The sequence below is a fragment of the Mycolicibacter acidiphilus genome (assembly GCF_018455725.1).
GTDB classification, from domain to species: Bacteria; Actinomycetota; Actinomycetes; order Mycobacteriales; family Mycobacteriaceae; genus Mycobacterium; species Mycobacterium acidiphilum.
The window spans coordinates 1-12012 of the sequence record NZ_JAHCLR010000081.1 but is presented as its reverse complement, the minus strand read 5'-3'; the positions used below and the strand labels follow the sequence as shown (position 1 = coordinate 12012).

The 12012-nt window shown below is 69.4% G+C and carries 12 protein-coding genes and 1 pseudogene; 6 read left to right on the top strand and 7 right to left on the bottom strand.

Annotated elements, in window-relative coordinates:
* Together KIH27_RS23110 and KIH27_RS21310 are read right to left on the bottom strand one after the other, a co-directional pair.
* Positions 1 to 1317: PGRS repeat-containing protein (locus tag KIH27_RS23110; RefSeq protein ID WP_372451446.1), on the bottom strand; the 1317-nt coding region annotated here is incomplete at its 3' end.
* 209 nt (positions 1318 to 1526) lie between these two features.
* A complete protein-coding gene (locus tag KIH27_RS21310; protein ID WP_214094966.1) occupies positions 1527 to 2135 on the bottom strand; it encodes a TetR/AcrR family transcriptional regulator in 609 nt (202 codons plus the stop codon).
* A 63-nt stretch (positions 2136 to 2198) separates the two neighbouring features.
* Between KIH27_RS21310 and KIH27_RS21305 the strand changes: the two genes are divergently transcribed.
* The 3 genes from KIH27_RS21305 to KIH27_RS21295 are packed head-to-tail and all read left to right on the top strand — an operon-like array spanning position 2199 to position 5478.
* Complete coding sequence (locus KIH27_RS21305; RefSeq protein WP_214094965.1) at positions 2199 to 2939, top strand: DUF1989 domain-containing protein; 741 nt, start codon at positions 2199 to 2201, stop codon at positions 2937 to 2939.
* Positions 2936 to 3541, top strand: a complete 606-nt coding sequence (locus tag KIH27_RS21300) for an urea amidolyase associated protein UAAP2 (protein WP_214094967.1) — start codon at positions 2936 to 2938, stop codon at positions 3539 to 3541. The genes KIH27_RS21305 and KIH27_RS21300 overlap by 4 nt, the downstream gene beginning before the upstream one ends.
* On the top strand, positions 3538 to 5478 hold the full coding sequence (locus KIH27_RS21295; protein WP_214094964.1) for a 5-oxoprolinase/urea amidolyase family protein: 1941 nt from the start codon (positions 3538 to 3540) through the stop codon (positions 5476 to 5478). Before KIH27_RS21300 ends, KIH27_RS21295 begins: the two co-directional genes overlap by 4 nt.
* A gap of 1 nt (position 5479) precedes the next feature.
* Here the strand turns inward: KIH27_RS21295 and KIH27_RS21290 are convergent, their stop codons facing one another.
* Entirely contained in the window at positions 5480 to 6865 is a 1386-nt protein-coding gene (locus KIH27_RS21290; protein ID WP_307856970.1) for a glycine--tRNA ligase, read from the bottom strand.
* Positions 6866 to 7021: 156 nt separating this feature from the next.
* Between KIH27_RS21290 and KIH27_RS21285 the strand changes: the two genes are divergently transcribed.
* From KIH27_RS21285 to KIH27_RS21275, 3 genes are read left to right on the top strand one after another with little or no spacing between them, the layout of a single operon-like run.
* The gene (locus tag KIH27_RS21285) at positions 7022 to 7378 is read left to right on the top strand and encodes an ArsR/SmtB family transcription factor (RefSeq protein ID WP_214094962.1); all 357 of its coding nucleotides are present in this window, start codon (positions 7022 to 7024) and stop codon (positions 7376 to 7378) included.
* Positions 7375 to 7767, top strand: coding sequence for a Fur family transcriptional regulator (locus tag KIH27_RS21280; protein ID WP_214094961.1), 393 nt, complete (start codon positions 7375 to 7377; stop codon positions 7765 to 7767). The genes KIH27_RS21285 and KIH27_RS21280 overlap by 4 nt, the downstream gene beginning before the upstream one ends.
* Complete coding sequence (locus tag KIH27_RS21275; RefSeq protein ID WP_214094960.1) at positions 7764 to 8141, top strand: hypothetical protein; 378 nt, start codon at positions 7764 to 7766, stop codon at positions 8139 to 8141. Before KIH27_RS21280 ends, KIH27_RS21275 begins: the two co-directional genes overlap by 4 nt.
* Positions 8142 to 8149: 8 nt before the next feature.
* Here KIH27_RS21275 and KIH27_RS23105 read toward each other — a convergent pair whose 3' ends face one another.
* The 4 genes and pseudogenes from KIH27_RS23105 to KIH27_RS21255 form a co-directional block, all read right to left on the bottom strand.
* A complete protein-coding gene (locus KIH27_RS23105; RefSeq protein WP_307856969.1) occupies positions 8150 to 10126 on the bottom strand; it encodes a cellulase family glycosylhydrolase in 1977 nt (658 codons plus the stop codon).
* A 171-nt stretch (positions 10127 to 10297) separates the two neighbouring features.
* Positions 10298 to 10684: a hypothetical protein gene (locus KIH27_RS21265; RefSeq protein WP_214094958.1), complete on the bottom strand. Its 387-nt coding sequence runs from the start codon at positions 10682 to 10684 to the stop codon at positions 10298 to 10300.
* Positions 10684 to 11571, bottom strand: a complete 888-nt coding sequence (locus KIH27_RS21260) for a decaprenyl diphosphate synthase (protein WP_214094957.1) — start codon at positions 11569 to 11571, stop codon at positions 10684 to 10686. The genes KIH27_RS21265 and KIH27_RS21260 overlap by 1 nt, the downstream gene beginning before the upstream one ends.
* A gap of 78 nt (positions 11572 to 11649) precedes the next feature.
* Positions 11650 to 12012, bottom strand: a pseudogene (locus KIH27_RS21255) (hypothetical protein); the annotation flags it as partial.

Here is a 12012-nt window from a genome sequence, read left to right as displayed (position 1 = left end):
CCCGGCCGCACCCGTGGCGCCCTCGGCACCGACACCGCCGGCACCACCGTCGCCGGCGGTCGCGACGCCGTCGGAGCCGTTGGACCGGGCATCGCCACCGGCGCCGCCGTTGCCGCCGGTGCCCGCGACCAGACCCTGGCCGCCGGTGCCGCCGGCACCGCCGTCGCCGGCGACGGCGTGACCGAGGTGGCCGTTGGACCGCGCGTCGCCGCCGGTGCCACCGTTACCGCCGGTGCCGCCGTGTCCGTTCTCGGCGGTACCACCGGTGCCGCCTTCGCCGCCGGTGCCACCGGTCGAGTTGCCGTCGGACCCGTTGGCCGTGCCGTCGCCGCCGCCGCCGCCCGCACCGCCGACGCCGCCTTCGCCGCCGTTGCCGATGGGGGCAGCGGAGTTACCGCCGGTGCCGCCGGCACCACCGTTGCCGCCGACGTCGGTGCCCTCGTGACCGTTGGCGGTGGCGTCACCACCGACACCACCGGCACCGCCGGCACCACCGTTACCGAAGATCAGCGAGGCGGCGTCACTGGTGTTGCCACCGTTACCGCCAATGCCACCGTTCGAGCCGAGCGCAGTGCTGACAGCACCGTGCCCGGTGCCACCGAACCCAGCGCCACCGGCGCCACCGTCGCCGCCGTCACCCATGATCGTGCCGCCGGTGCCGCCGTTGCCGCCGGCGCCGCCGTCCACCCCGGCCACAGTGGAGTCCCAACCGGTACCGCCGGCGCCGCCGTTGCCGAAGAACCCGGCCGCACCGCCGTCACCGCCGACCTCACCCTGAACGGTGGAGTCCCAGCCGTTGCCGCCGTCGCCGAACCACAGGCCGCCTGCGCCGCCGTTCGGGTCGGCCTCGGTGCCGTCGACGCCGTTGCAGATCAGGCCGCATGCACCGTCGAGGCTGGACGTGCCGTTCATCGCGATGTAGGCGTTGTTGATCGAAGTGTCGATCTGCTGGCCCAGGTCACTGTTGATCCAGGACTCCATCATGGTGTGCCACGGGTCGTACATCGTCGAGGAGACCACGCTGGCGGGGTCGATGCTGGGGTTGGCCTGCAGCAGTTCGTCCCAGAACGGCGAGTTGCCGAAGACGCTGTCCACCCCGGAGGTGTCCGCCGCCGAGCCGGCGATCGCGCTGGGGTCGAACATGTCCATCAGCCAGTCGAGTCCGTCGGCGTTCGCCTGAGGGGCCGCGGCCAAAGGGGCCATCCCGAATGCCAGGAATGCGGCCACTGAACCGCCCACCCCGATCACCCGGTTGCGGCGGCGCGCTTTCGTGGAACGTGCGTCAACGTGTTTTCCGCCGAAGTTACCGTCAGACATCTGCTGTCCTCCCCTGTCTCGTTTCTCAGTTCACATTGAGCGAACCCCGGGCGGCGCGACAGTGTCAAATTGTTCGAAAGATTCACAGGAACAACGTGTTTCAGCTGTCGACCAGGGGGGACGATCGGCCACGTGAATGCTCATTCGGTCGAAATCGGGAGTTCTGGCATCCGGTCGGGCGCACCCGGCCCGATCTGCCGGGCTTGCCGTTAGGGAGGGGTTGCTCCCAGGGTGCGCAGTGCGGCGTCGGCGATCGTCCGCGAGTACTCCGGTGGGCACTCGCCGTCGTCGCAGCGCCGGTTGATCACCGACTCGACCAGCCGGAACGGCAGGTCCTCGCAGCCCGCCGGGCCGCCGCATTCGGCGAGTACCGCGGTCGATAGGTCCCGGTAGTGCGTCCGAAGTGCGGCGCGCCGGGTGCGAAAACCCTCGAAACGCGGTACCTCGAGATCCGGCAGCAGGTACAGCACCCCCAGGTTCCAGACGCCGCCGCACAGCTGATCCGCATCGGCCATCGCCAGGGCATGCAGTCGCGGCGCGGCCGCACCACCGGCGGCCACCAGGTCTTCGGCCAGGCTCAGCGACACGTCCACGGTTCCGGCCAGCAGTGCGTCGAGGATGTCCTCTTTGGTGGCGAAATGGTGATACAGCGACGCCTGCCGCACCCCGACCGCCTCAGCGATCCGCCGCGTCGAGGTTGCGGCGTAGCCGACCGTGGTGAACAGCTCCGCTGCCGCATCCAGGATCTCGTCGCGGGTGCTGTCCCCCGGTCGGCGCGCCGGCACCAGCCGGGGGCGGCCGCGACGCTCGGTCTGCATGGGTTGCATCCTCCCATTCGATTATTTTCTGTCAATTGACAGAATTATTGCTACGGTGGGTCGATGACCAGCACGTCCTCCACCACAGGCGCCCGCGCACACGCCCGCGCCCAGGCGGGTGCAGCCACCCTGTCGGCCCCGGCCTGCCCCACCGGTGTCGACCCCGCACAGTTGAGCTGGGCGGAAACGGTCCCGCCGCACGGCTACACCACCACGGTGCTGGCCCGCGGCACCCGGGTCCGGCTGGCCGACCCCGATGGCGGCGCCACTGCGCACCTGCTGCTCTACCGCGCCGACGCCCCGTGGGAACGCCTCAACGTCGCCGACACCATGAAAGTGCCGTGGCAGGCCTACCCGCGGGCCGGGCATCCCCTGCTGTCGGATCAGGGCCGGCTACTCGCGACGATCGTCGCCGACTCATCCGGGCACCACGACCTGCTGTGCGGACCGGATGAGGCCGGGCGGCGACTCCTGACGCTGGGCATCGCCAAGCACGGCCTGGACGCCCGCGACCTGGCCCCGTCACTGGCACTGTTCACCGGAGTGCGGGTCGACCCGGCCGGCGGGGCGCTGTCGTTCACCGGGTCTGCCGGCCCCGCTACCGCGGTCGACCTGCTGATCCATCTACCGGTGCTGCTGGTGGTGGCCAACGCCGCCCATCCGCTGGACCCCGATCCGGCGCTCACCGCGCTGGAGGTGCTGGCCTGGCGGTCCGACGACCGGGCGGACGTCCCTCGCAACGACGACCCGGAGTATCTGCGCGCCCTGTTCAACACCGAGACCACGTGGCGGGCGGCACAATGACGGTGATCTGCGATCAGACGGTGCCCGCCGGCGCGCCGTGGTCGGCGGTGATCGCCGCGGGCGACCGGCTGCAGATCATCGACCTGCACGGCAATCAGGCCGTCGACTGCCTGCTGTACGCCGCCGCCGACCACAGCGTCCGCTACAGCGCGCAGGCCACGATCACCGCGCAGCGCAACATCTTCCTGACCACCGGTTCGGTGCTGCGGGCCGCCGATCACACCGCGCTGATGACCGTGATCGCCGACGACGTCGGCAACCACGACACGATCGCCGGGGCCTGCTCGCAGGAGTCGAACACGCTCCGCTACGGCCACCACACCGCCCACCAGCACGCCTGTGTGGAGAACTTCCTCACCGAGGGCGCCAAATGGGGCCTGGGCAAACGGGATCTGGTCTCCAACATCAACTGGTTCATGAACGTGCCGGTAGAGGCCGACGGCACCCTGGGCATCGTCGACGGCCGCTCCGCACCCGGCAAGAGCCTGACCCTGCGCGCTGACGTCGACACCCTGGTGCTGGTGTCGAACTGCCCGCAGATCAACAACCCGTGCAACGGATTCGACCCCACCCCGGTGCGCATGGTGATCACCCGGCCGTGACGGGCATCGAGGTGCTGCGGCCGGGGCTGGCGACCACCGTGCAGGACTGGCCGGGCCGGATCGGCTACTGGCATGTCGGGGTGCCGCCGTCGGGTCCGATGGACGACCTGTCGTTTCGGCTGGGCAACCGGGCACTGGGCAACCCTGAGGGTTCCGCCGGGCTGGAGTGCACCAAAACCGGTCCGGCGCTGCGGTTCTCGGCGGCGACAACGGTGTGTATCACCGGTGCGGCTGCCCCGGTCACCGTGGACGGGGTACCCGTTCCGCAGTGGGTGACGGTGCCGGTGCCGGCTGGCGGAGTGCTGGACGTCGGGGTGGTTCCCGGCCCCGGGCTGCGCTGCTATCTGCTGGTGGCCGGCGGACTGAGCGCGCCGCACCACCTGGGCAGCGCGGCGACGTTCCCGCTCGGGCCGATCGGGCGAGCGCTGCAGGCCGGTGACCGGCTCACCGCCGCCGGTGGGGTCACCCGCAGCGGACGACGAGTACCCCACGAACATCAGCCGGCGATCGGGCACCGCTGGCAGTTGGCGGTCACCGAGGGCCCGCACGGCGCCCCGGAGTTCTTGACCCGCAGCGACATTCAGATGCTGCTCGACACCGACTTCACGGTGCATTATCACTGCGACCGGACCGGAGTGCGACTGATCGGGCCGAAACCGCGCTGGGCACGCCCCGACGGTGGGGAGGCCGGCCTGCACCCGTCGAACATCCACGACACCGGCTACAGCGTCGGCGCGCTGGACTTCACCGGGGACACCCCGATCCTGCTCGGGCCCGACGGGCCGAGTCTGGGCGGATTCGTCTGCCCGCTGACGGTGACCCGGGCCGACCGGTGGAAGCTGGGCCAACTCTCCCCCGGCGACACGGTCCGATTCGTGCCGGTGCGCGCCGACCGGGCCGCGTCGGCGCGCACACTGGGCACCGCCCGGCGGGCCGGGCTGTCGGCGGTGGTGTCGACAGGTGGGGACGGCGACGACGGCATCCTCGATCACTACACCGGCGCCGACGGCACGACGAGCACCCTGCGCCGGGCCGGTGACGACGGGGTGCTGCTCGAATACGGTGCGATGACACTGGATCTGACGCTACGGGCCCGGGTGCAGGCGCTCTACGACCGCCTGCGCGAACTCGACGTGCCGGGAGTGGGTGAACTCAACCCCGGAGTGCGCTCCCTGCTGGTGAAGTTCGACCCCGATGCACTGTCGGTCCGGGAGGTCGCCGACCTGCTCACCGGCGTCGACGACCGACTGCCGGCCTGTGCGCAGTTGACGGTGCCCAGTCGTACGGTGCGGTTGCCGCTGTCCTGGGACGATCCGGCCGCCCGGGAGGCGATCGCCCGCTACATGCGGGCGGTCCGCGACGACGCACCGTGGTGTCCATCGAACATCGAATTCACCCGCCGCATCAACGGACTCGACGACATCGCCGACGTGCGTGACATCGTCTACGCCGCACAGTATCTGGTGTTGGGGCTCGGCGACATCTACCTGGGCGCGCCAGTGGCCACCCCACTGGATCCGCGGCACCGGCTGGTCACCACCAAGTACAACCCGGCCCGCACCTGGACCCCGGCGAACGCCGTCGGCATCGGCGGGGCGTATCTGTGCATCTACGGGGTGGAGGGCCTGGGCGGCTACCAACTCGTCGGGCGCACCACGCAGGTGTGGGACAGCACCCGGCACGAAACACCGTGGCTGCTCCGGTATTTCGATCGGATCAGCTTCTACCCGGTCAGCACCGACGAGCTGGCCGATCTGCGCGCCGACCTGGCCGCCGGCCGCGGTCACGTCGAGGTCGCCGACGGCGAATTCGCCCTCGCCGCCCATCAGGCATTTCTGGCCGAGCACGCCGAGTCGATCGCGGAGTTCCGGGACCGCCAGGCGACAGCGTTCCGTGCCGAACGGGCGGCCTGGCAGCGAGCCGGCGAACTGGGATGAGTCAGCAGCCCTTGAGTCGCACCGCGAGGTAGTCGGAGACGGCGTCCAGGGCGATCCGCTCCTGGGCCATCGAATCGCGCTCGCGCACGGTGACGGCCTGATCCTCCAGGGTGTCGAAGTCGACCGTGATGCAGAACGGGGTACCGATCTCGTCCTGGCGGCGGTAGCGCCGGCCGACCGCACCGGCGTCGTCGAACTCGACGTTCCAGCTCTTGCGCAGTTCGGCGGCGAGGTCGCGAGCCTTCGGCGACAGGTCGGCGTTGCGCGAGAGCGGCAGCACCGCGGCCTTGACCGGGGCCAGCCGCGGGTCCAGCCGCAGCACCGTGCGCTTGTCCACCCCGCCCTTGGCGTTGGGTGCCTCGTCCTCGCAGTAGGCGTCGACCAGGAACGCCATGAACGAGCGGGTCAGTCCGGCTGCCGGCTCGATCACGTAGGGCACGAACCGGGTGTCACTGCCCTGGTCGTAGAACGACAGGTCGGTACCGGAGTGCTTGGAGTGCGTGGACAGGTCGAAGTCGGTGCGGTTGGCGATGCCCTCCAACTCCCCCCAGGCGCTGCCCTGGAAGCCGAACTTGTACTCGATGTCGACGGTCCGGTCGCTGTAGTGCGACAGCTTCTCCTTGGCGTGCTCGTAGAGCCGCAGGTTGTCGGCGTCGATGCCCAGGTCGACGTACCAGGCCAGCCGGGTGTCGATCCAGTACTGGTGCCACTCCTTGGCCGTCGACGGTTCGACGAAGAACTCCATCTCCATCTGCTCGAACTCGCGGGTGCGGAAGATGAAGTTGCCCGGGGTGATCTCGTTGCGGAAACTCTTGCCGGTCTGGGCGATACCGAACGGCGGCTTCTTGCGCGCGGTGGTCACCACGTTGGCGAAGTTGACGAAGATGCCCTGCGCGGTCTCCGGGCGCAGGTAGTGCATCCCCTCCTCGGATTCGATCGGCCCGAGGTAGGTCTTGAGCATCATGTTGAACTCACGCGGCTCGGTCCACGAGCCCTTGGTGCCGCAGTCCGGGCAGACGATCTCGCTCATCGCCACGGCGTCCGGGTCGGGCAGGCCCTTCTTCTCGGCGTACGCCTCCTGCATGTGGTCCTGCCGGTGCCGCTTGTGGCAGTTCAGGCACTCCACCAGCGGGTCGTTGAACACCTCGACGTGCCCGGAGGCCACCCACACCTCGCGCGGCAGGATGATCGAGGAGTCCAGGCCGACGACGTCGTCGCGGCCGGTGACCATCGAGCGCCACCACTGCCGCTTGATGTTCTCCTTGAACTCCACGCCCAGTGGGCCGTAGTCCCAGGCGGACTTGGTGCCGCCGTAGATTTCGCCGGATGGGAAGACCAGTCCGCGGCGCTTGGCCAGGTTGACGACGGTGTCGATGACGGACGCCACGAGTGGGTGCACTCCTGTCTAGTCGGGGCCGCGCCGACCGTGCCGACGCGCAGAGCAACATCGTATCGACCCCCCACCGGATCTTTGACATGCATCATTGCGCATGGAACAGTGGAACCAGCTGAAAATCGTTTCCAACAGTCCGGAAAGGGTGGCATGTCGCCCGCAGCATCGCCCCTGGTGACCGACGGACACCAGCATCACGGCGCCGATTTCCCCGCGCTGCCGCCGCGGGAGATCCTCGACGGCGCCGGCGAGTTGCTGCGCGCGCTGGCCGCACCGGTGCGGATCGCGATCGTGCTGCAGTTGCAGGAGTCGCAGCGCTGCGTGCACGAGCTCGTCGACGCGCTCGGGGTGCCGCAGCCCCTGGTCAGCCAGCATCTGAAGATCCTGAAGTCGGCCGGGGTGGTCGCCGGCGAGCGGTCCGGCCGCGAGGTGCTCTACCGGCTGGCCGACCACCACCTGGCGCACATCGTCGTCGACGCGGTGGCGCACGCCGGCGAGGACCGATGACCTCCCCCGGGGTGCGTTCCACCCGGCAGCGGGCGGCGATCTCCGCGCTGCTGGAGACCATCGACGACTTCCGCTCGGCGCAGGAACTGCACGACGTGCTGCGCGAACGCGGCGAGAACATCGGCTTGACGACGGTCTACCGCACGCTGCAGGCGATGGCGACGGCCGGGCAGGTCGACACCCTGCGCGCCGACACCGGCGAGTCGGTGTACCGGCGCTGCTCGGAGCACCACCATCACCACCTGGTCTGCCGCGGTTGCGGCGCCACCGTGGAGGTGGCCGACCGCGAGGTCGAGGCCTGGGCGGCGCGGGTCGCCGCCGAGCACGGCTTCTCCGATGTCGGGCACACCATCGAGATCACCGGCACCTGCCGCGGCTGCCGCCGATGACGATGCCCGAGCGGTTCTTCGGGGTCGAACGCCGGTGGCGGGCGGTGCGGGACACCCCGCTGGCGCCACTGGCCGAAGCCCTGGTCCGCCAGGACGGCATCTACCAAAGCCTCGTCGAACTGGGCTGGTCGAATCACGAGCAACCGGTGACGTTGATCGACTGCGCCTTTGACAATCAGAACGGCTGGCACTGGCTGGATGCGGCGGTCGACTCGACGCTGACGGAGGCCTGGCTCGATCAGCAGAAGCAGAAGCAGGTGCGGGCGCTGCTGGATGCCCGGCTGGTCTACTTCAAACTCAAACCGACCGGCGACGTGATCCGGGTCTGGTGGAAATCCCCGCGCAACAAGGGGACCCGGCTGGCGAAGGGCTGACGTACCGGTTACGCAGTCGGCTTGACCGTGACGCTGACCGTGTCCGCACCGCCGGTCGACGCCACCACGAGCATCGGCGCATTGGCCGCGGAGACCACCTGCCCACCGGTGACGGTCACCTGATAGCCGTTGGGGTACTCGACGTTCGGCACCGAGATGGTGGTCTGCGAGCCGGGCGCGAAGCTGCCGGTGCCGTCCGCCATCGCGGTGGAGTAGTTGAACGTGAACACGCCGTTGTCGAACGACCAGCCGTTCGGGGTGCCCGCGATCACCTGCGGGTAGGGCTCCGCCAGCGTGGTCAAGACCGCCGTGTTGACGTTGTCGCCGGTCGGCGGCTTGCTCGGGTCGAAGACCAGATCCCCGTGACCGGTGGTGGTGATGTCATCCTTGGCGCTGAACTCCCAGCGCGTCCAACCGATCTGGGCCTTGTTCGCGGCGCTCATCACGTCGGCCAGACCCGCCGGGTTGTTGCCGAACTCGGTCATGACCGTCGGGATGTGATGCGCACTGCCGTATGCCGCCGCGGCGTCGATCACGTTTCCGGCGGATGCTTCACAGCCGGTGCCGATGCTGAACAGCACCGCCTGCACACAGTAATCGTGGAACGAGAAGACGCTGTTCGGGTCGTCCACGGTGCCGAGATGCGTCGGCACCCCGACGTCGAACGTCAGGTTCGGCTCGAAGTAGACCGGCGTGTTCGGGTCGACCGAACGGATCGCGGCGTCGATCTGATTGTAGAACGGCGTGAGTTGCTGGGTGTCGAAGTAGGTGCTGCCGAAGATACTGGGCAGCGCCTGGGAGCCCGCCCACGGCTCGTTCATGATCTCGTAGCCGGCCACTCCGGAATCGCCTTTGAAGTAGTCGGCCACCGCCTGCCAGGTCTGCGCGTAGTGGTTCTCCAAGCCGACCCCGTCGGAGGCTTTGGCGTTGGACCAGAACGCATCCCAGGCGTGGTTCTCCGCGGGGTTGAGGAAGTAGTTGACCGGGAATCCGTGCTGCGGGTTGTCCAGGCCACCGGTCTGCACCGCCCAGTCCGGTGCGCCCTCGCCCTGGAATTCGCTGCTGTAGAGGTCCTGGTGGAAGTCGAGGATGCTGACGATGCCGTGTTTCGCCAGGGTCTGCACGGTGTTCTCGATGGATGCCAGGTAGCTGTAGTCGACCACACCCGGTTGGGGTTCCACCGCGGCCCAGATCACCCCGAGGCGCACCGCGTTGAAACCGTTGGCGGCCAGGAACTCCGCGTCGTCCTCGCCGAATCCGCTGGCCGACGGCTCATACGGCGGAATCTTGTAGACCTCGTTGAGGCCGTGCAACATGACGACCTTGCCGTCCGGGTCGGTCAGCCACGCACCGGTGGCCTTGAGTTGGGTGGTGTCGACAGCGGCGGCAACCTCCCCGGCGTGCCCGACGGCACCGTGGATACCCAGCATTCCGGCATTGCCACCGGCCCCGCCCAGTGCCGGTAAATCGTTGGCGCCCAGGCCCGCTCCGGCGTTGCCGCCGGCACCGCCGAGGCCGGCCAGCGAGCCGCCGTCACCGCCGTCACCGCCCGCGGCGCCCGCTCCCCCGCTGCCGCCCGCGCCGCCGTTGCCGAAGATCCCGGCGTCGCCACCGGCGCCGCCGGCGTGTCCGTCGAGGGTGCTGTTCCACCCGGCGCCGCCGTCACCGAACAGCCAGCCGCCCGCCGTGCCGTCGGGGCTGGCCGCCGTGCCGTCCGTGCCGTCACCGATCGCGTAGGAGCCCAGCAGTTGGTTGACGACGTCGTCCACCTGCTTGCCGAGGGCACTGGCGATCCAGTCCTCGAGCGCGGCGTGCAGTGGGGTGTAGGCGTACTGGTCGAACAACTCGGTGAAGTCCGGTAGCGGCTGATCTGCTGCGGCGCCGGCCGCGGTCTCCACCAGCGGCGTCACCATCTCGTCAAGGAAATCAGCGTGCGCCTGCGGTGCGGTGGCCACCGTGAGCGCCGCGGCGGTCAGCCCGATCACTGAGCGGGTCCTGGCGGAACTGCGACGATGCTCCATCGGCGGCGGCCTTTCTGCGAGGCGGACCGCTCGCGTTACGCGACACCCGGGAGCGGATGTGCACAACGTAACAAGTAACTATTGTTGTCGACAGTTCTTTCTGAGAATTTACGACATTCGGGCGGACAGGTGGCCTCAGGCGGTCAGCGCCTGCCGGATGTCGACACCCTTGGCCAGCACCAGCAGCACCAGGGTGCGCAGCGCGTCGTCGGTCAGCCCGGAGCCGGGAAAGTTGTAGCGCAGCAGCACATCCGCGGCTTTGCCCTTCTCCGCTAGCGTCACCGTGCCGAGTTGGCTGTTACGCAGTTGCTCGGTGTAGCGATCCCGCAGCTTCTTGTTCAGCGGCAGATCCCAGGCCAGCACCTGGGTGAGCGACACCAGTTCCAGATCCTCGGCGATGTCCACCACCCGCAGCGAGGCCAGCGTGCCGTCGTGGTGGACGGTGAGCGCGCCGTCGGGCTCGTTCTCGACCGTGAGCACCTCGGCGAGTACCGACCCGAGCCGGCCTTCCAGCGGCGCCATCAGGCGGTCCCGAACCGGCGGTTGCGCTCGGCGTACTGCAGGCACGCCGCCCACAGGTCCCGACGGTCATAGTCCGGCCAGAGCTTCTCCTGGAAGATGTACTCCGCGTAGGCCGCTTGCCACAGCATGAAGTTGCTCGACCGCTGCTCACCAGAGGTGCGGATCAACAGGTCCACGTCCGGCATGTCGGGGCGGTGCAGGTGTTTCGCGATGGTGGCCTCGGTGATGCGGTCGGGGTTGAGCTTGCCGGCGACCGCCTCGCGGGCGATGGCCTGCGCGGCCTCGGCGATCTCGGTGCGGCCACCGTAGTTGACGCAGTAGTTGATCGTGATGACGTCGTTCTGGGTGGTCATCGCCTCGGCGATGTCGAATTCCTTACTGACGCTGCGCCACATCTTGGGCCGCGAGCCGACCCAGCGCATTCGCACACCCATCGCGTTGAGGTTCTCCCGGCGGCGGCGCACCACCTCCCGGTTGAACCCCATCAGGAAGCGGACCTCCTCGGGTGAGCGCTTCCAGTTCTCCGTGGAGAAGGCGTACACGGTCAGCCATTTGATGCCGAGTTCGATTGCGCCGCAGGTGATGTCGATCAGCACCGCCTCGCCCATCTTGTGACCCTCGGTGCGGCCCAACCCGCGCTGCTTGGCCCACCGGCCGTTGCCGTCCATCACGACGGCGACGTGGTTGGGCAGCTGCTCGGCCGGGATCTGCGGGGCGACGGCCTTGGAGGTGTGCTGCGGCGGGCGGCACGGTCCCCCACCGGGTGGCACCGGCAGCTGCGGGAACACCACCGGCCAGGTGGAGGTGTCCGGGAAGACCGGGTAGTCGTCCGGCGCGGCGGGCAGCTGCGGGTAGTCGGCTTTGCTGCCGCGTCCGATGATCGCCATGCGCCATATCCTGCCCGACGGGAAAGCCCCGCACGCCGGTGGGCGTGCGGGGCTTCCGCCTGTTGTTGTGCGGACCGACTAGGAGTTGGCCTGACCGGGGGTCGCACCGGCACCGCCGGTACCGCCCTGGCCGCCCAGGTTGCCCTGCGGCAGCTCCGCCCCGCCACCGGTGTGGCCGGCCGTGCTGCCGGAGGCACCTCCGGTGCCACCGGGACCGCCGGTGCCACCGACCAGATTGCTGCCGCCGCCGACGCCGCCGTTACCGCCCTGGCCGCCGGTGCCGGTGGTGCTGTCACCGCCGTGGCCGCCCTGCGCACCCCAGCCGCCGGCGCCGATACCGCTGGTCGTGGCACCGCCGGCGCCACCGAGGCCGCCCTCGCCGCCGGTGCCGCTGTCGCTGGCACCGCCCGCGCCGCCAACGCCGCCGTGGCCGCCGAGCGT